At 70.5% G+C, this 17,622-nt stretch carries 16 protein-coding genes and 1 pseudogene; 10 read left to right on the forward strand and 7 right to left on the reverse strand.

Annotated features, from left to right (window positions below; all coding sequences use genetic code 11):
- Positions 1–8 precede the first annotated feature (8 nt).
- A complete protein-coding gene (locus tag ABEA24_RS04080) occupies positions 9–767 on the reverse strand; it encodes a L,D-transpeptidase (protein ID WP_345429247.1) in 759 nt (252 codons plus the stop codon).
- Positions 768–860: 93 nt separating this feature from the next.
- On the opposite strand from ABEA24_RS04080, the gene ABEA24_RS04085 reads away from it, so the two are divergent.
- Together ABEA24_RS04085 and ABEA24_RS04090 are read left to right on the forward strand one after the other, a co-directional pair.
- Positions 861–1,550, forward strand: a complete 690-nt coding sequence (locus tag ABEA24_RS04085; RefSeq protein WP_345429248.1) for a response regulator transcription factor — start codon at positions 861–863, stop codon at positions 1,548–1,550.
- On the forward strand, positions 1,540–3,330 hold the full coding sequence (locus ABEA24_RS04090; protein ID WP_345429249.1) for a sensor histidine kinase: 1,791 nt from the start codon (positions 1,540–1,542) through the stop codon (positions 3,328–3,330). Before ABEA24_RS04085 ends, ABEA24_RS04090 begins: the two co-directional genes overlap by 11 nt.
- Before the next feature lie 68 nt (positions 3,331–3,398).
- On the opposite strand, the gene ABEA24_RS04095 is transcribed toward ABEA24_RS04090, so the two are convergent.
- Entirely contained in the window at positions 3,399–5,840 is a 2,442-nt protein-coding gene (locus ABEA24_RS04095) for a HelD family protein (protein WP_345429250.1), read from the reverse strand.
- A gap of 311 nt (positions 5,841–6,151) precedes the next feature.
- Here ABEA24_RS04095 and ABEA24_RS04100 point away from each other — a divergent pair, with 311 nt between their 5' ends.
- The 3 genes from ABEA24_RS04100 to ABEA24_RS04110 all read left to right on the forward strand — a co-directional run bounded on the left by ABEA24_RS04100 (position 6,152) and on the right by ABEA24_RS04110 (position 8,574).
- A complete protein-coding gene (locus ABEA24_RS04100) occupies positions 6,152–6,577 on the forward strand; it encodes a GlcG/HbpS family heme-binding protein (protein WP_345429251.1) in 426 nt (141 codons plus the stop codon).
- Positions 6,578–6,700: 123 nt separating this feature from the next.
- On the forward strand, positions 6,701–7,549 hold the full coding sequence (locus ABEA24_RS04105) for an LLM class flavin-dependent oxidoreductase (protein WP_345429252.1): 849 nt from the start codon (positions 6,701–6,703) through the stop codon (positions 7,547–7,549).
- 95 nt (positions 7,550–7,644) lie between these two features.
- Positions 7,645–8,574 carry a phosphotransferase family protein gene (locus ABEA24_RS04110; RefSeq protein ID WP_345429253.1) on the forward strand — a complete coding sequence of 310 codons (930 nt, stop codon included), beginning with the start codon at positions 7,645–7,647 and terminating at the stop codon, positions 8,572–8,574.
- Between the two features lie 16 nt (positions 8,575–8,590).
- Here ABEA24_RS04110 and ABEA24_RS04115 read toward each other — a convergent pair whose 3' ends face one another.
- Complete coding sequence (locus ABEA24_RS04115; protein ID WP_345429254.1) at positions 8,591–9,259, reverse strand: YdcF family protein; 669 nt, start codon at positions 9,257–9,259, stop codon at positions 8,591–8,593.
- Between the two features lie 527 nt (positions 9,260–9,786).
- Between ABEA24_RS04115 and ABEA24_RS04120 the strand changes: the two genes are divergently transcribed.
- From ABEA24_RS04120 to ABEA24_RS04130, 3 genes are all read left to right on the forward strand, one after another.
- A complete protein-coding gene (locus ABEA24_RS04120) occupies positions 9,787–10,323 on the forward strand; it encodes a hypothetical protein (protein ID WP_345429255.1) in 537 nt (178 codons plus the stop codon).
- Positions 10,324–10,417: 94 nt separating this feature from the next.
- Positions 10,418–11,752: an alpha/beta hydrolase family protein gene (locus ABEA24_RS04125; RefSeq protein ID WP_345429256.1), complete on the forward strand. Its 1,335-nt coding sequence runs from the start codon at positions 10,418–10,420 to the stop codon at positions 11,750–11,752.
- 463 nt (positions 11,753–12,215) lie between these two features.
- Positions 12,216–12,644 (forward strand): hypothetical protein, encoded by a 429-nt coding sequence (locus ABEA24_RS04130; RefSeq protein WP_345429257.1) that lies wholly within the window; start codon positions 12,216–12,218, stop codon positions 12,642–12,644.
- A 119-nt stretch (positions 12,645–12,763) separates the two neighbouring features.
- On the opposite strand, the gene ABEA24_RS04135 is transcribed toward ABEA24_RS04130, so the two are convergent.
- Positions 12,764–14,011, reverse strand: a complete 1,248-nt coding sequence (locus ABEA24_RS04135; RefSeq protein WP_345429258.1) for an MFS transporter — start codon at positions 14,009–14,011, stop codon at positions 12,764–12,766.
- 105 nt (positions 14,012–14,116) lie between these two features.
- Here ABEA24_RS04135 and ABEA24_RS04140 point away from each other — a divergent pair, with 105 nt between their 5' ends.
- Positions 14,117–14,608 (forward strand): Lrp/AsnC family transcriptional regulator, encoded by a 492-nt coding sequence (locus ABEA24_RS04140; protein ID WP_345429259.1) that lies wholly within the window; start codon positions 14,117–14,119, stop codon positions 14,606–14,608.
- Positions 14,609–14,809: 201 nt separating this feature from the next.
- On the opposite strand, the gene ABEA24_RS04145 is transcribed toward ABEA24_RS04140, so the two are convergent.
- From ABEA24_RS04145 to ABEA24_RS04150, 3 genes and pseudogenes are all read right to left on the reverse strand, one after another.
- The gene (locus ABEA24_RS04145; protein ID WP_345429260.1) at positions 14,810–15,328 is read right to left on the reverse strand and encodes a hypothetical protein; all 519 of its coding nucleotides are present in this window, start codon (positions 15,326–15,328) and stop codon (positions 14,810–14,812) included.
- A 52-nt stretch (positions 15,329–15,380) separates the two neighbouring features.
- Positions 15,381–15,593, reverse strand: a pseudogene (locus tag ABEA24_RS53430) (SigE family RNA polymerase sigma factor); the annotation flags it as partial.
- 96 nt (positions 15,594–15,689) lie between these two features.
- A complete protein-coding gene (locus ABEA24_RS04150; protein WP_345429261.1) occupies positions 15,690–16,595 on the reverse strand; it encodes an amidohydrolase family protein in 906 nt (301 codons plus the stop codon).
- 262 nt (positions 16,596–16,857) lie between these two features.
- Between ABEA24_RS04150 and ABEA24_RS04155 the strand changes: the two genes are divergently transcribed.
- Positions 16,858–17,523, forward strand: coding sequence for a DUF4097 family beta strand repeat-containing protein (locus ABEA24_RS04155; protein WP_345429262.1), 666 nt, complete (start codon positions 16,858–16,860; stop codon positions 17,521–17,523).
- The last annotated feature ends 99 nt before the right edge of the window (positions 17,524–17,622 follow it).

A 17,622-nucleotide genomic window follows, 5' to 3' on the forward strand; every position in this document is an offset into this window, starting at 1 on the left:
TGGTTGTTTCATTGCTCGACGACGACGGGTGTGCCGATCGTCAGGTTGTTGGCCATCCAGGTGATGTCGTCGTTGCTGACCCGCACGCAGCCGTGGCTGGCCTTGCCGCCCAGCGCCGATTCCTCGTTCGTGCCGTGGACGGCGAGCTGTCCGGGGCCGCCGGCGAACTTCTTCAGCGTGGGCGAGAAGCCGCTCAGCCCGAAGGCGTACGCCCCGTAGGCGCTGTGCGGATTCGGCGGTTTGACCAGCTCGGTGAAGTAGAAGCGGCCGGCCGGGGTGGGGGTGCCACCCTCGCCGGTGGCGACCTTTCCGGTGCGCAGCACCTTGTCGCCGTCGAAGACGGTGAACGTGAACGCCTTCGCGTCGATCTCCACCCGGAGGGTCGTCGACGACAGCGTGACGTCGGACGCCTTGACCCAGCCGGTGCTGCCGTTGGGCCGGATCGGCAGCAGCACCTTGAGCCAGTCGCCGTCCCTGCCGTCGACGAGGAAGACCCGGGTGGCGCCCATCTCGTTGGGGCTGGACAGCGTCTTCCAGACCGCGCCGTCGCCCTTCTGCCTGTGCACGGCGATCTGGCGGCCGCGGACGGTCGCTATCTCCGCGCCGCCCTGCTGCCGCGGTTGCCGTGTCTCGGCGGCGGCCGCCAGGCGGTTCGCCTTGGCCGGGCCGCCGCCCGTTCTGCCGTCATCCGCCGAGCCGCAGCCGGCCGACCCGACGATCAGGCCGGCGGCGAGCAGGGCGCCGGTGTACGTCCTGAGGTGGCGCATGCCGGGAGATGCTGGCCGAGGAATGTGAAGAACCCGTGTGGCCGCTGTGATGATCCCGTGGTGCCGGTCTCGGGTCTCGTACGCTCGGCGGCTATGTGCGCGAATGTCCTGATCGCGGAGGACGATGTGAAACAGGCGGAACTGCTGCGCCGCTACCTCCAGCGCGAGGGACACACGGTGCTCGTCGTCCACGACGGGCGAGCCGCGATCGACGAGGCCCGTGCGCACCGCCCCGACCTCGTGCTGCTGGACGTGATGATGCCGGGCGTCGACGGGCTGGACGTGTGCCGTGTACTGCGCGCCGAGTCCGAAGTGCCGGTGCTGATGCTGACGGCCCGCTCGACAGAGGACGACCTGCTGCTCGGCCTCGACCTCGGCGCCGACGACTACGTCACCAAGCCGTACAGCCCGCGCGAGCTGATGGCCCGGGTCCGTACGCTGCTGCGGCGCGCCGGGCGGGGGAGCGGCGAGCAGGTGTACCGGGTGGGCGGCATCACGGTGGACCCCGAGCGGCACACCGTCCTCGCGGACGGGCGCGAGGTCGAGTGCACGCCCGCGGAGTTCCGCATCCTGGAGGCGCTGGCCGCGCGACCGGAGCGGGTGTTCACCCGGGCGCAGCTGCTGGAGCACCTGCACGGTTTCGACCGCTTCATCACCGAGCGCACGGTCGACGTGCACGTGAAGAACCTGCGAAAGAAGATCGAGCCGCAGCCACGGCGGCCGGTCCGCCTTCGCACCGTGTACGGCGTCGGATACAAGCTGGTCGACGACCGTGCGCCATAGCCTGCTCGTCCGGCTGGTCGCCAGCACGGTGCTGATCGCGGTCTGCTCGATCGTGGCGACCGCGTGGCTGGCCGCGCGCAGCACGTCCGGCGAGATCCGGCATCAGCAGGGCCAGACGCTCGCCAGCGACGCCCGCATCAACGACGCCTTGCTCGGCTACGCGGCGAGCCACCCGCGGTGGGACGGCGTCGAGGACACCGTGCGCGACCTGGCCCGCCGGAACGATCGGCGAATCGCGCTGGCCACCGAGGGCGGTACCCGGATCGCCGACTCGGCGACCGGCCGGCCGCCACTGCCCGCCCGTGCCTCGGCCGTCGTCGACCCGCTCGCCGTCGACGTCTCGCTGGTGCCCGGCGCGGCCACCGACCGGATCGACGCGCGCGCGGTCGGGCCGTTCCGGCTGCCGGACTCCGAACGCGTACGGCTGCGCAAGGAGGTCGACGCGCAGGCGGCCTGCGGGCTCAGGCGGGGGCTGCGACCCGGAACGGTCGTCGTCGGCCCCGGCGGCCGCCCGTACATCCGCGACGACGGCCAGTCCGCCCGGACGACGGGCGCCGACCCCCAGCGACCACGCGTCGGCACGCTGACCGGCCCGTCGACGTGCGCGGTGGATCCGTCGGGTATGCCGCGTGCGTCGCGTACGCCCGGGCCGACCGCCACCGAGAAACGCGCGCTCAAGCAGCTCGCCGCCCTGGTCACGACGTGTATGCACAGACGGGTCGACGTGGGGCTGGACGAGACCGGCAAGCCGACGGCGCCCGCTTCGGCCGCGGAGTGCCTGGCCGGCGCGCGCCGCACCCAGCTGAAGCCGTACGTCGCGCCGGCCGCGCTGCTCTACATCGGCTCGCCGGAGGATCGGACGCCCCGAATCGACCCGTACGGCATCGCGGGGGTCACCGCGGTGATCCTCGGGCTGGCGGTGGCCATCAGCGTCCTGGTCGCCACCCGGCTGGTACGGCCGGTACGGGCGGTGACCGCGGCGGCCCGGCGGATGCGCGCCGGCGACGGCTCGGCGCGGGTCAGGGTGCGCGCCAAGGGCGAGGTCGGTGAGCTGGGCGCCGCCTTCAACGAGATGTCCGAGCACCTCGACCGCATGGAGCGGCAACGCAAGGCCATGGTCAGCGACGTATCGCACGAGCTGCGCACCCCGCTGGCCAATATCCTCGGCTGGCTGGAGGCCGCGCAGGACGGCGTCGCCGAGCTGGACCCGGCGCTGACCGCCTCGCTGGTCGAGGAGGCCACGCTGTTGCGGCACATCGTCGACGACCTGCAGCAGATCACGCTCGCCGACGCGGGCAGGCTGCGGCTGCACCCCGAGCCGGTCGACGCCGTCGATCTGGTCAAGCAGATCGCCACCGTCCACCGCGCCGCGGCGGCGGCCGCCGGCCTGACGCTGACCACCGAGGTACGAGGGTCGCTGCCGCTGGACGCCGACCCGGCACGGCTGCGGCAGGCGGTCGGCAACCTGATCTCCAACGCGATCCGCTACACACCGGCCGGCGGGCGGGTGACGCTGCGCGCGTACGCCGACGGCGGCGACGTGCTCATCGAGGTGGCCGACACCGGGCCGGGCATCGCACCCGAGCACCTGCCGTACGTCTTCGACCGGTTCTGGCGGGCCGAGAAGTCGCGCAGCCGGCAGACCGGCGGTAGCGGCCTGGGGCTGGCCATCGTCCGGCATCTCGCCGAGGCGCACGGTGGGTCCGCCACCGTGCGCAGCGAGCCGGGGCGCGGTGCGACGTTCGTGCTCCGGCTGACCGGGAGGACGGAGACCGCCTGATCACGCCGGAGGTGCCTTCTCCGGCGTGATCACGCGATCTGAGGCGGTGGAAGGGGCGTTCGCGCGGCTCAGGCCGTCGGGGTCATCCGGGCGACCTCGACAGGCGGCGGACCCGGGTGGAGGACGCCGAGGCGCTGAGTGGCGCGGGTGAGGGCGACGTACAGGTCGTTCCGGCCGCGCGGGGAGGCGGCCAGGATCGCGGCGGGGTCGGCGATGAGGACCGAGTCGAACTCCAGGCCCTTGGCCTGGCGGACGGTCAGCACCACGACGCGGCGCTCCAGATCGGGATCGGCGCCATAGGCCGCGCCGGGGACGGCGGTGGCGACGGCGGCGGCCAGTTCCGTGAGGCGGGCGTCCGGGACGATCACGGCCATGCGTCCCTCACCCAGGGAGGCCGTCTCCCGAGCCGTGCGCTCGGCCAGGATCTGCGGGAGGTCGGCCGGGCCGGTGGTGAGGCGCCAGGGCGGCACGCCCGTCTCCCGTACCGAGCGGGGCGGCTCCAGAGCGGGGTCGAGGGTGGCGAGCAGGTCGGCGGCGGCAGCCATGATCTCGGTCGGGGTGCGGTAGTTGACGGTCAGCTGTGCCAGGCGCCACCGGTCGCCGACGAGGGGCCGGAGCACCCGGCTCCACGAGGAGGTGCCGGCCGCGTCGCCGGTCTGGGCCACGTCGCCCACGATGGTCATCGAGCGGGTCGGGCAGCGTCGCATGAGCAGCCGCCAGGCCATCTCCGACAGTTCCTGCGCCTCGTCCACGATCACGTGCCCGAACGCCCAGGCGCGGTCGGCGGCGGCCCGCTCGGCCACGGTGCGGTGGGTCACGACCTCCTGCCGTTCGGCCAGCTCCTCCGCGCCCAGCAGGTCGGCGGCGGTGAGGATCTCCGATTCCTCGCCTTCCTCCAGGTCGCTGGACCGGGAGCCGACCGAGATGTCCAGCACGCCCCGCGCGTAGGCGATCTCCTCGCGGCGCTCGGCCGCCGCCCGCGCCCGGGCGGCCGCCTGCGCGGTGGCCTCCCGGTCGTCCTCGCCCAGCAGTTCGGCCGCCTCGTCCAGCAGCGGTACGTCCGCCGGGGTCCAGCCGCCGGGTTCGCGCAGCAGCAGCCCGCGCTCCGCCTCGGTGAGGCCGGGCGCGGCCGAGGCGAGCCGTCGCGGATCGGCGAACAGGTCCTCCAGCAGTCGCTGCGGCGTCAAGGTCGGCCACAGCTCGTTCAGCGCGGCCCGTACGCCCGGACCGGCGGCGAGCTCCCGGCGCAGCTCCCCGAGGTCGGCCTCGTCGAGCAGCGGCCGTGGCTCCCCGGCGGTGTCGGCGAAGGGGTCGGTGCCGAGCAGTTCCTCGGGATATCCGGCGGCGAGCAGGGCCTTCACGTCCGCCGCGCCGAGCGTGCCCCGCCCATCGCCGTCGAGCGGCTCCCCGCTGTCGTCGAGGACGACGGACTCGAGCCGCTCGGCGACCTGCCGGGTGAGGACGTCCAGGATCTCGCGGACGAAGATCCGCCGCGCCTGGTTGTGCAGCACCGGTCCGCTCAGCGCCGTCTCCGCGGCGCGCCGGTAGTCCTCTTCCTCGAGCCGCAGCGTCTCGTCGCCGTACGGGATCTCGACCGGACCGCCGGGAGCGGCCTGCCGGTCCCGTACGGCCGCGGCCACCACCTCGGCCATCACCGCCCTGCCCTTGATCTCCGCGGTCGCCGGCGGTTCGGCGCGTCGCGCCAGGACCCCGGGGAAGAGCCCGCCGACCGTCGACAGCACCACATTCGTCTCGCCCAGGCCGGGCAGCACCTGGCCGATGTACCGCAGGAAGGTGGCGTTCGGGCCCACCACCAGGACGCCGCGCTCCGTCAGGTGCCGGTGCGTGTACAGGAGGTACGCCGCGCGGTGCAGCGCGACGGCGGTCTTCCCGGTCCCGGGTCCGCCCTGCACCACCAGGACCCCCCGATGGCCGGAGCGGATGATCTCGTCCTGCTCGGCCTGCAGGGTCTCGACGATGTCCCGCATCCGGCCCGTGCGCCCGGCGTTGACCGCCACGAGCAGCGCGGCCTCGCCGATCAGCCCCTCCTTGCCGGCGTCGTCGTTCAGGGCCTCGCTGTCCAGAACCTCGTCGTCCAGGTTCACGATCCTGCGGTCGCGCGTGGTGATGTGGCGGCGGCGCCGTACGCCCTCCGGCGCCGCGGCCGTGGCCACGTAGAACGGGCGCGCGGCCGGGGCCCGCCAGTCGATCAGCAGTGGATCGCCGTCGTCGGAGTCGTCGAAGACGCCGATCCGGCCGATGTAGTGCCGCCCGCCGTCGCACAGATCGAGCCGGCCGAAGCACAGGCCGTTCTCGGCCGCGTCGAACCTCGCCACCCGGTCGGCGTACCGGGCGACCGCCGCCTCCCGCTCGAGGCGCGCCTGCCTGGTCCCGCCGTTCTCCCGCAGCGCCCCGGCCAGCCGCTCCGACGCCTGTTCCCGCAGCTCATCGACCCGCCGATAAAGCGTCGAGACGTATTCCTGTTCACGCTCGATCTCGCTGTTGGACAATTGCGCCTCTCTTTGGTAAAATGACACTAAGAATTACCGTGGTGACCAACTTTTGAAGACAATTCGGCAACCAGGGTAGTTCTTTTTTCGTGAGGGGGTTCGCCGGTCCGGACCCCAGAGTGCCTCCCAAGATCGCCGAGAAACAGTCTTGTTCTCCCCCGCCGCGTCAGCCGTCACGCTGCACCGCAGGTCACCGCGGGGAATCGCCGCTGGCTCGACATTGATGTACGGCGTCCGACGGCCAGCGCGCGGCCGACCGGCCGGGTGAGTCGGGTTGCATCGGAGACGATCTTGGTCCTAATTTCAGGTTCATGTCTGATACTCCGCGCATTCCTGGGTTGACGTTGGCCGACGCGGATTGGTTGGTGCACGCCGCGTTGGCGGTCCGCGCGGAGCGAGGTTTCCCCCCGCTCGCGGTGGCCGTTGTCGACGTTGCCGGAGAAGTGATCGTCCTGCGGCGAGACGATGGCGGCATGCCGATGACCAGTCGAATCGCCGTGGCCAAGGCGCGCACCGCGCTGCTCGCACTGAAGCCCTCCGGCGCGATCGACCTGCCCGGGGGGATCGTCGACAGCATCCAGCACCTCTACGGCGGCGATTTCGTCCCGCGGGCCGGCGGTGTCCTGGTCACCGACGGTGAGCTGATCCTCGGTGCCGCAGGCGCATCCGGTGCCCATGGCCTTGAAGACGAAGAGGCCGTGCAAACGGCCGTGCGGCGGTGGCAGGAGAACCGCTAAGATCAGTACCACTCTGAACCGGCACTCCCTGGAAACACAGCCGCAGAACGGGAGTCCCGCCTCGGGTCTACGAGGTGATGGAGGGGCGGCACCGCGAATTCGTCCCTGCACGGAGAGATTCTCATGGACATCGGCCTTGGCCTGCCCATCACCGACCCCGTAGCCCTACTCGACTGGGCGCGGCGCGCCGACGCCGGCCCCTTCACCACCCTCGGGCTGCTCGACCGACTGGTCTACGACAACCCCGAACCGCTCGTCACCCTGGGCGTGATCGCCGGCGCGACCGCCCGCGTCCGGGTACAGACCGAGGTGCTCATCGCACCTCTGCGCGACCCCGTCCTGCTGGCCAAGCAGGCCGCCACCCTCGACCGCATGTCCGGCGGCCGCCTCGTCCTCGGCCTCGGCGTCGGCGGCCGCGCCGACGACCACGCCGCCTCGGGCACCGACCTGCGCACCCGAGGCCGGCGGCTCGACGAGCAGATGGCCGTCATGCGCCGGGTGTGGGCCGGCGAGCCGTACAGCGACGAAGCCGGCCCGATCGGACCCGCGCCAGCCCGTCCCGGCGGCCCGCAGGTACTGTTCGGCGGCTTCCAGCCGGCCGCACTCGAACGCGTCGCCCGCTGGGGCGACGGCTTCCTGGCCGCCGCCCCGCCGTCCTGGGCCGGCGGCCTCATCGACACCGTACGGAGGGCGTGGGCTGACCACGGCCGCGACGGCTCGCCGCGCATCGTCGCCCAGGCCAACGTCGCCGTCGGCCCACCCAAGGTGATCGAGGACGCCCGGACGTCCATCGGCGCCTACTACGCGTTCACCGGCAACCCCGCACACATGGTCGACGGCATGCTCACCACGGCCGACCAGATCCGCGACGCGATCGCCCAGTTCGCCGACCTGGGCGCGGACGAGGTCATGCTCTACTGCCACGGCCGAGACCCCGACCAGGCCGACCGCCTCGCCGACATCATCGCCTGACCGATCCCGCCGCACGGCGGGTCTGCCCTGCGACGGCGCGTAGCACCGAACCCTCGGTCCTCGCGCCGTCGCATGGTGTGGGTAGCGTGCAAGGCGTGATCTCCAACGATGCTGCGGAGCCTGCCGGGGGCAGAGGCGCACAGCGCTTCGCCGCTGCGGACACTCTGCGTACGTTGAACCGCGCGGGCACGGTGGCGGGAATCGACGTCGCGGGAGCGCAACTCCTGCGAATCGGTGAGAACGCGGTCTACCGCCTGTCGGATCGGATCATCGCTCGGATCGCGCGCACTGCGGCCTATGAGCCGGACGCGCGCAAAGAGGTGGCGGTGGCCCGCTGGTTGCAAGGGCAGGGATATCCGGCCGTACGGGCGCTGGCCATCGATCAGCCGATCGTTGTCGATGACAGGGTGGTGACCTTCTGGGACGTGGTCTCGGACAAGGAGTCGTACGGCTCGACGGCCGAGGTCGCGTCCCTCCTTGTCTGGTTGCACCGGATGGAGCCACCGACTTCGCTCGAGCTCCCGTCACTCCAGCCGTTCGCCCGCGCCGAGCTGCGGATCGACGGCAACAACTGGTTCGGCTCAGAAGATCGGAACTTCCTCCGCGGCCGGTTGGGCGAGCTTCGGGCCGGCTATGCAGACCTCGAGTTCGCTTTGACTCCCGGGGTTATTCACGGCGATGCCAGCGTTGGCAATGTGATCCATGACGATGCCGGAGATCCTGTCCTGATCGACCTCGACGGCTTTGCGATCGGTCCCCGCGAGTGGGACCTGGTGGTCACGGCGCTCTACTACGACAGCTTCGGCTGGCATACGCGACAAGAGTACGACGCTTTCGCTAAGACTTACGGCTTTGACGTCATGGAGTGGTCGGGGTACGCGATTCTGCGTGATATCCGAGAGTTCCTTATGGTCACCTGGTTGAGCCAGAAGGCCGGCGACGACGAGCGGGCGGCCGCCGAGGCGCGCAAGCGGATCTCTGCTCTCCGCGCCGGATCAGACAGAAGAGATTGGCAGCCGTACTGAGTTTCAGTTGGACGCCTTATGTTGACTGGACGAGTCTGCTCGTGAAACCTGCGTTGACCAGGCAAATGTACGCGGCTTTTACGTCGGCGGGCATCTCCTGGGGAATAGCGAAACCTCGCTTGGGGTATTCGATGACACGCTGAGTGTCGCCCACGAGCATGTTGATCACTCGGTCGACATCGCCGATGCTTTCGAGGTATTCATCGAGCGGCAGCGGTCGCGAAGCGCAGATGACCTCGAGTTCGGGCCACAGCTTTCTTGCCGTCGCATAGGCGCGGCGTTGCTGATATGGGCGGGAGACCAGGATGGCGGATTTGACCTCGATACCCTTCTCGGCGAGCAGCCTCCTCGTCAGTTCGATGTTCTGGCCGGTATTGGTGGCGTTCGTTTCGAGGTGGATAACCTCATCTGGAACGCCAAGTTTGATGGCATGTTCTCGATAGTGGACTGCTTCTCCCCGTGGGAAGCGTTCTACTGTCGTCGGAGCGTTGGCGCCGGTGAACACGATGAACGGAAACATGCCCTGGTGGAAGAGGTCGGCGGTGAAGGTCGCTACGCCCAGGTCGTGACTGCCCAATCCGATGGCCACGTCGCATCGGCGGAGCGTGTGCTGCAAGTTGTGGTAGTCCCACAGAATTTGAACGTCAGCACGGAGCGCGTCGGGCAAAGACACGTCAGCAGGCAACCGATGCTCCTCAGTCGGGGATCTTGAAGGTGTACGACCATGTGAACCGTGCGGCGGCGTGGACGCCTCGGGCGAACTCAACGATGCGGCCATCGGTGGTGAAAGTCTTTCCCGAGGAACTGACGCAGGCGGTCATCAGGGCGCAGTCGTGGCCCTGGCCGTCACCGCGTCAGGGTGCACGCTGGACCGTCGGCGTGGACGCGCGGTCAGGCGAGAGCTCCCCGGGGCGGTATCGTTCGCGCGCTTGAGAAGTCTGGGATCGTGGACCGGCTTGTGACGATGTCGGGGCGTCCCGGGGGAAGCTTGCGCGATTCGGGCGAATCGCGCGGGCGGGCCGAGGGCGTGCTGTCAGGCGTTTCTACGGAGATGACAAATTTCTCGCCTCAGTAGACACCACTGATACGAGGTGCCCGGGGTCCGGCGATGACCTGCCGTCGCCGGACCGCGACCGTACGAGCTTCACATGCCCTTGCCCATCACAACCCACACCCCTGGAATCAATCCCGTGAGGGACGAAGCGGACGCGTATGGACGTGTTGGAGATCCTGGCGGAGTTCGGTGCCACCGGTCGGGTGGGGCTGCTCTCGACGGGTGCGGATCTGCGGGAACTCGTCGCCGTCTACGGCATGCCGTGGGACGTCGGACGGGTGGACAAGTCGCGGCGGTGGCCGCACCTGTACGCCTACGGTGATGTGGAGTTCGTCGTGTGCCGGTGCCGCATCGTGGCGTCGATCACGGTGCCGACCTGGCGGGGGAGCCTGGAGCTGCCCACGGGGGACGGCCGCGCCGTGGTTCTGCCGGCGGAGGTGACCTACGCGCAGGTCGTCGACGCGCTGGCGGCGGTCGGCTGCGCGTGGGAGCCGCTGCCTCCGATACCGGGCCAGTGCGGGCTGCGTACCTGTTCGCGGGAGGAGCGCATCGACTTCACCTTCACGACCGACGACGGGCCCGAGCCGGTCCTCCACGGCGCCGGGACCTGGTATCACGCCCACGGCTGCATCCCGGTGGAGGTGGCCGCCGCGCGCTTCCCGGATGACTTTCCCGCAGAGCAGCCCGGAGTCTGACGGCGGTGGGGCGCAGAGGGATACCTCAGAGGTACGGCGAGGTGGTTCCTGAGCGGGATGCCGATGCGCGGTCCCGCCGTACATAGTCGGTGGCATGCGAAAGATGATCTCGGTGGGGGCCGCGGCCGCGCTGCTGTCGCTCGTTCCCGTCCACGCGACGCCGGCGGCCGGGACCAGGTTCCTGTCCGCCGTGCACGGGACGTCGGCCGCCGAGCCTCGGCCGGCTCCCGCACCGGCGACGCCGCGGTCCGTGGCGGCGAGCGCGGTGAAGGTCCGGCTGCCCGCGCCCACGGGGCCGTACGCGGTGGGTACCACGTCGCTGCATCTCGTCGACCGGTCACGGCCTGACCCGTGGCGGCCGGCCGAGCGCCGTGAGCTGATGGTCAGCGTGTTCTACCCCGCCTCCCGGGTCACCGGCCGTCCGGTCGCGCCGCAGCTGGCGCCCGGGGACGCACAGGGGTTCGACACGTTCGCGGGTCGCGCGAACTACGGCGTCGAGCCGGGCACCGTGGACTGGGCGGCGACGCGCACCCACGCGTACGTGGACGCCCCGGCCGTACGGGGGCCGCGGCCGGTCGTCCTGTACTCGCCCGGCGTCGCCGACCCGCGCACCTGGAACATCGCGCTGGCCGAGCAGCTCGCCTCGGCCGGGTACGTCGTCGTCGCCATCGACCACACCTACGAGGCGTCGGCGGTGGAGTTCCCGAGCCACCGGATCGCCCGTACGGTGCTGCCGGAACGTCTCGCCGAGGCCAAGCGCGACGGCACACTGGTTCGGCTTCAGAAGCAGGTCGTCGCCGCGCGGGTCGCCGACACGCGGTTCGTGCTCGACGCGCTGCGGGCCCTCCACGCGGGGAGCGATCCGGACGCCGATCACCGCCGGCCTCCCCGGAACCTCGCGGCGGTGTTGGACCTGCGGCGGATCGGCATGCTCGGCGCCTCGGGCGGGGGCTTCACCGCGGCGCAGGCGATGTACGAGGACTCGCGGATCAGAGCAGGCGTCGACCTGGACGGCACGCTCGGGTTCGGTGACGATCCGGCCCATCCGGAGCTCGCGCCGGTCGCCGAGCACGGCCTCGACCGGCCGTTCCTGCTGATGGGAAGCGCCGGACCGGGCGGCAGCGACCACCGGACGGAGCCGTCGTGGAGGTCGTTCTGGGCGCACGGCCGGGGCTGGCGGGCGGATCTGACGCTGCGCGGCTCCCGGCACGGTTCGTACACCGACGCCGAGGCGATCCTCCCGCAGCTGCGCGGTCGCGTCCCCGATAAGACCATCGCCGATGACATCGGCACGGTCGACCCCACCCGCGCCATCATCGCGGAACGCGCCTACGTCTCGTCCTTCTTCGACCGCTGGCTGCGCCGCAAGGACGACGGGCTACTCGACGGTCCCTCACCCCGCTACCCCGAGATCGGATTCATCCGCTGACCGTCCCCCATACGGCCTCGAACTCGGGGAGCACAATGCCCCCGTGGAACGAACGATTCCGCTTTACACGACGGAGCAGCCCCTGGCCGCTGAACAGCGCGTGGTGGCCGGATGGCTGGAATGGTGCCGGAGAGGAACGTCGGCGAGGCCCTGAACGCCCTCGCGTCCGCTGCCATCGGCAACGGCGCCCACGCGGTCGTGGGAGCGCGCATCGAGCCAGACCGGTCATCCTCCGGCACCACCCCGGTCCAACGGGAAGGCATGCCGCTATTCACTTCATGTGACGCTGACGTAACGGTGGCGAAACGGTGGCGGAATGCGCTGCGTGCAAGTGCATCGTCCGCGTGCGGACGCCTAAACCGATCATTGACGCGGATATCGGCCATCAGTATCTTGATTTTGCCAAGGCCGGATAGGGGTGCACTGGGCATACCTCATCCGGCTGCGCGCTTCAGGAGGCTTCATGAAAACGAGGAGCATGGTCGCGGCCGTCGCCGCGACCGGTGCGATCGCGGGCGTCGGTGTGGCCGTCGCGCCCGCCGCGATGGCGGACTCGATCTGCGGATCGGGCTACACCCAGTACTGGTCGAAGAACATCAATGCCGGAGACGGCACATTCGCAGGCACCGTAAAGCTCTTCGACTCGCCGAACAATTCCAAGTGCGTATACTTCACGGTGAGTAGCGGCACAAAGGGCTCCGCCGGATGGGGCCACAGCATCAATATCGAGCCTCGCGGCGGCGGGACCGCACACCACGACGCCGGCAATTACAACAGTTACGCGGGACCGCTGTGGCTCTCCGCCCCGACCTGCGTGCACGTCTGGGGAAGCGTATACGGCCCGGCGCCCGACAAACTCTTCAGCTACGATGACAATAGCCTCTGCCATTGATCCTGGCGAGATCTAGCCTAGAACATTCGTAAGGTCGGTCGGGTCCGCGCAGCGGCCCGACCGAACTACGTTTCCGGCACAGCTTCACTTTTCCCGCAGAATAACCGGCGTGGGCGACGTCAGCGGTCGTCCCGGGCCCAGTCGAACGGCCTTCCGCCGCCGGGGGTGCGGCGCTCGCCGCCGAACAGGACCAGGACCAGCGGCACCGCCACGAGCGCGCAGGAACCGGCAGCCAGGGCCGGGTACCCGCCGGCGGACAGGATGAGGGTGGACGCCAGACTCGCGGCGGCGGCGATGCTCCACACCGCCGCGTCGACGGCGCCCTCGACGCGGGCCCGCTCGGCGGCGGGCAGGTCGCGGGCGAGCAGGCCGCTGCCGCCGACGAAGCACAGGTTCCACCCGTAGCCGAGCAGGAAGAGGGCCCCGGCCAGCGGCGCGGTGTCGCCGCCGGGCACGGCGGCCGCGAGCAGCGCGGCGAGCGCCAGGGACAGCAGCCCGGCGAGCATGACGGGCCGCGCGCCGGCGCGGTCGAAGAGCCGTCCCGTCAGCGGCGACAGCGCGAACATGCCGAGTGTGTGCATGGCCAGGGTCACGCCCACCGCGCCCAGCCCGTGGCCGTGCTGGTGCATGTCCATCGGCGCGGCGGTCATGACGGCGACCATGACGACCTGCGCTGTGACCATGACCGCCAGCGCGGATCGGGCGGCGGGCGTCCGCACCAGGTCGCGGAGCGGCATGGGGGAGGCGGCAGCCGGTGCGCGGTTCGAGGGGGCTCCGGTGGCGGCGATCGCGGCGACCGACGTGGCGACGGCCGCGACCAGGAAGGGTCCGGCCATGGCTGGGGCGCCGAGCCGGCTCGCGGCGGCGCTCGACGGGTCGAGCAGCAGTGGGCCGCCGACCGCGCCGATCGTGCCGGCCCAGATGACCGTGCCGATGGCGTACCCGCGCCGGTGCGTCGGGTACAGCTCGGCGGCGCCGTAGCGGGACAGCTGGGCTCCGGCGTTGCCGAGGCCGAGCACCAGCATGCCGATCGTCAGGGCGAGGACGTCCCCGGCGGCCACCGCGACGACCGCGAGGCAGGCCCCGAGCGCGGCCGCACTGTACCCGAGGACCAGTCCGGTCCGCCGGCCCCGGCGTGCCGTCAGCCAGGTCAGGGCGAGCGCGCCGACGCCCGTTCCGACGACGCCGGCGGTGTTCGGCACGGCGCCCCAGCGCATGCCGAGCCGGTCGCCGGCCACGATCGTGCTCACGGCGCTCGCCATCGCCATCGCCGCGTTCATCAGGGCGGCGCCGGAGAAGAAGGCCGCCATGGCGCGTCCGCGCCGCACCGTGACATTTGGGGGGTTCGCGACAGGAGTCGTACGCATGCGACAACGCTAGAAATCCGCACCTTCGAACTGAACGGGCGATCAACGGAGATCCGCCCGATCTCCCTCTTGTTCGGAAGGAGATCCGCGGTGCAGGGTTTCCGAATGGACAGACCACTGGATGAGACGGACTGGCACATCCTCGCCGAGCTTCAGCGCGACGGACGGCTCTCGTACAACCGGCTCGCGCAGATCGTCCACCTGTCACCGCCGGCCGTCGCCGAGCGTGTCCGCCGTCTGGAGGAGGCGGGCGTGATCACCGGCTACCAGGCGCGGATCGACGCCGCGCGGGCCGGGCTGCCGCTGACGACGTTCGTGCAGATGCGGTGCGCGCTCGGCCGGTGCCTGCTCAAGGCGACGACGGCCGAGGATTTCCCCGAGGTCACCGAGGTGCACAAGCTCAGCGGGAGCTGGTGCTCGATGCTGCGGGTCCGCGTCGCGTCCATGCGGCATCTGGAAGGGCTGCTCGAGCGCCTCGGCGAGCACGGCGAGATGAACACCCACGTCGTCCTGTCGACGCAGTACGAGGGGCGTCCCGTCGAACTGCCGGCGGACGAGGCGCGCCCGGTGACCCAGCCGACCGGGTGGAGCCGCTGAGCCCCCGGGCACCCTCAACGCGCCGCTGAGCCCACCCTTCAGCCGCCCGCCGGGACGCTCCCCACGAACCGCCGACGCGGCAGGTCCGGCGGCGGCGCCGACCGCCGCCGCCGGACCTGCCTCACCAGGCGAAGTCGACGGTGTCGGTCTTTCCCATGTCCTCAGGAAGCGGCACCGGGAACGACGTGCGCTGTCCCGTTCTCAGATCGACGCGAACGATCCGGTGGCCGCCGACGTAGAGCGCGAACCGTCCCGTGCCGTCCACGTCGATACCTCCGGAGTCGTTTCCGGGGCTTCGCCGTTCTTGATCGTCCAGGTTCGCCGCTGCCCGGTGGCGATGTCCGCGACGCCGACCCCGGTGCTCAGGCGATAGGCGAGGCGACGCCCGTCCGGGCTGAGCGTCACGGTCGTCGACTCGGCCGACTCGGGCACCGTCAACCCGGGGATGAGCCGCGTATCCGGCCGCCTGTCCTCGCTCAGGTGCACCCGGAAGTAGCTGAACTCGCCGCCGGCAGGAAGGGAGAGCCCGGCGATCACGAACGTGCGGTTGTCCGGTGCGGCCGCGACCTGCCCCCACGACGACCACACGCCCCGCGGGAGCGGGATCGTGTAGAGGACCTTTCCGGTGACGGCGTCCTGCACCACCGGACGCACTGGCGTGTACGACGCGTCCTTGTCCGTGGGCCGGGCGAAATGAGCGATCGAGTCGCCCGCGGTCACGATGAACTCCATTCATCACGGCCGTCCGCACATACGCGGCCGGGTCGTGCGGGCGACCGTCGCGGAGCCACCGACGCTGCAACCCGTAGAACGCCTCCTGCACGACGTCTTCGGCGGTGGTCCGGTCCCCGACCAGCAGCAGGGCCGCGCGGGCCAGCCGAAGCGAGCTCGCCCGGTACAAGTCGCTGATCGCGTCTTCGGGCGTGACCTCCAGGGGGTCGCTCGTACGCATCGTCACCTCATCGCTCGGGGGATCTCCACACATAAGACGCCCCCGGTCGCGCGATGCTGAGCCAGGCGCCGATTTTCCGTAAGCGCGTACGCAGTCAGGCCGACACGATCACGCTGAGGCCCGGAACGCTCAGCGGGTGAACAGCCGGGCGGCGTTGTCGTGGCAGACGGCGCGCAGCCAGTCGTCGCCGAGGTCGAGCCGCGTGAGCACCGCGAGCTGGTGGGCGTAGGAGTACGGGATGTTCGGGAAGTCGGTGCCGAGCAGGATCCGGTCCCCCAGGTCGGAGAGCCGGGAGGTGAGTTCGGCGGGCCAGGGGGTCAGGTTCTCGGTGAAGTCGGTGAACGCCATGGTCGTGTCGAGGCGCAGTTCCGGATGGCGTTCGGCGAGGGCGAGGAACTCCGCGTACTCCGGCAGGCCCATGTGCGCGACGATCGCGATCAGCCGGGGATGGCGGGCCAGGACCTCGGCGAAGGCGGCCGGGCCGGTGTGGCGGCCGGGTTCGGGGCCGGATCCGCAGTGCACGACGACCGGGGTTCGTGACTCCGCCAGCAGCCCCCAGACGGGGTCCAGGAGCGGGTCGCGGGGGTCGTACCCGCCGACCTGGACGTGCGCCTTGAACACCTGGGCCCCGGCGTCGATCGCCTCGGCGACGTACGCGCCCGCCGCCGGCTCGGGGAAGAACGTCGCGGTGTGGAGGCAGTCGGGCGTGCGCGCGGCGAAGTCGGCCGCCCAGCCGTTCAGCCAGACGGCCATCGCGGGGCGATGCGGGTAGAGCATCGCCGTGAACCGCCGTACGCCGAACTCCCGCAGCAGGCGCAGCCGCCGCTCCTCGTCGTAGCGGTACCGGACCTCCCAGGGCAGACCGGCCTCGGTGAAGCGGTCGAAGTACGCCCAGACCTTGGCCAGGACGTTGTCCGGCATGAAGTGTGTGTGGACGTCGATGAGGCCGGGCAGGCCCAGCGACCGCCAGAACGCCGGGATGTCCGCGTCGTCGTCCGGCGGCCGTACGGCCCGGTGCTCGGTGGACGAGGTCATGACCGCATGATTCCAGAACCGCATTCGGTCGCCCGGTAGGGGCAGGGGGCGACGGGCGTCGGATGCCTCCACGATAGCGTTCACTCTCAATCCATTGCAAAGATCAGAGTGACAATCGTTGCGTTGAGCTGGAAGCGGTTGCAACGATCTTCTAGCCTCTACCTGCATCTATGATGATTTTGCGCAACAAGCTTGTTGCGTAGTACTGGAATGCAACGTAGCGTTTCCAGTGTTCGAAACAACGAGTCGCAAGGAGCGCACGATGCAGAAGTTCGACACCCCCGCCCCGATCACCGCCGTCCTGGACATCCCCGCCGGACGCGTCCGGTTCATCGCCGCCGACCGCGCCGACACCACCGTCGAGGTCCTGCCCGCCGACGCCTCCAAGAGCCGCGACGTGAAGGTGGCCGAGCAGACCACGGTCGAATACGGCGACGGCGTTCTGCGGATCGGGGCCTCGGCGAAGAACCAGCTCCTCGGCCCGTCGGGATCCATCGAGGTGACCGTCCAGCTGCCCGCCGGGTCCCACGTCGAGGCGAAGGCGGCCAGCGCCGAATTCCAGGCCGTCGGACGGTTCGGCGACGTCGCCTTCGACGGCTCCCACGGCTCGATCGAACTCGACGAGGCCGAGAGCGTCCGCCTCACCATCGCCGCCGGTGACGTCGAGGTCGGCCGCCTGGGCGGTCCCGCCGACATCAGCACCCAAAAGGGCGACATCCGCATCACCGAAGCCGTGCGCGGCACGGTCACGCTGCGCACCGAGGCCGGCGAGATCTCGGTCGGCGCCGCCGCCGGCGTCTCGGCCTCCCTGGACGCCGGCACCTCCCACGGCCGGATCCACAACGCGCTCAAGAACACCGAAGGCGCCGCCCAGCTCGACATCCACGCCACCACTGCCCACGGCGACATCACCGCCCGCAGCCTCTGAGAAGTCCCGTAATCGCAAGATCGAACACTGTGCGTAAGGAGATTCATGATGGGAAAGAGCAACAGCGGTTTTTCTGAGACAGGGCTGCGCAGACTGCGT

The organism is Actinoallomurus vinaceus, assembly GCF_039542055.1.
Classification (GTDB): domain Bacteria; phylum Actinomycetota; class Actinomycetes; order Streptosporangiales; family Streptosporangiaceae; genus Actinoallomurus; species Actinoallomurus vinaceus.

Coding starts and splice junctions, on each gene's coding strand:
- ABEA24_RS04125 (WP_345429256.1), top strand. CDS start 10,418: ATGCGAAAGATGATCTCGGTGGGGGCCGCGGCCGCGCTGCTGTCGCTC.
- ABEA24_RS04150 (WP_345429261.1), bottom strand. CDS start 16,595: ATGACCTCGTCCACCGAGCACCGGGCCGTACGGCCGCCGGACGACGAC.
- ABEA24_RS04130 (WP_345429257.1), top strand. CDS start 12,216: ATGAAAACGAGGAGCATGGTCGCGGCCGTCGCCGCGACCGGTGCGATC.
- ABEA24_RS04100 (WP_345429251.1), top strand. CDS start 6,152: ATGTCTGATACTCCGCGCATTCCTGGGTTGACGTTGGCCGACGCGGAT.
- ABEA24_RS04080 (WP_345429247.1), bottom strand. CDS start 767: ATGCGCCACCTCAGGACGTACACCGGCGCCCTGCTCGCCGCCGGCCTG.
- ABEA24_RS04105 (WP_345429252.1), top strand. CDS start 6,701: ATGGACATCGGCCTTGGCCTGCCCATCACCGACCCCGTAGCCCTACTC.
- ABEA24_RS04135 (WP_345429258.1), bottom strand. CDS start 14,011: ATGCGTACGACTCCTGTCGCGAACCCCCCAAATGTCACGGTGCGGCGC.
- ABEA24_RS04140 (WP_345429259.1), top strand. CDS start 14,117: ATGGACAGACCACTGGATGAGACGGACTGGCACATCCTCGCCGAGCTT.
- ABEA24_RS04085 (WP_345429248.1), top strand. CDS start 861: ATGTGCGCGAATGTCCTGATCGCGGAGGACGATGTGAAACAGGCGGAA.
- ABEA24_RS04155 (WP_345429262.1), top strand. CDS start 16,858: ATGCAGAAGTTCGACACCCCCGCCCCGATCACCGCCGTCCTGGACATC.
- ABEA24_RS04120 (WP_345429255.1), top strand. CDS start 9,787: ATGGACGTGTTGGAGATCCTGGCGGAGTTCGGTGCCACCGGTCGGGTG.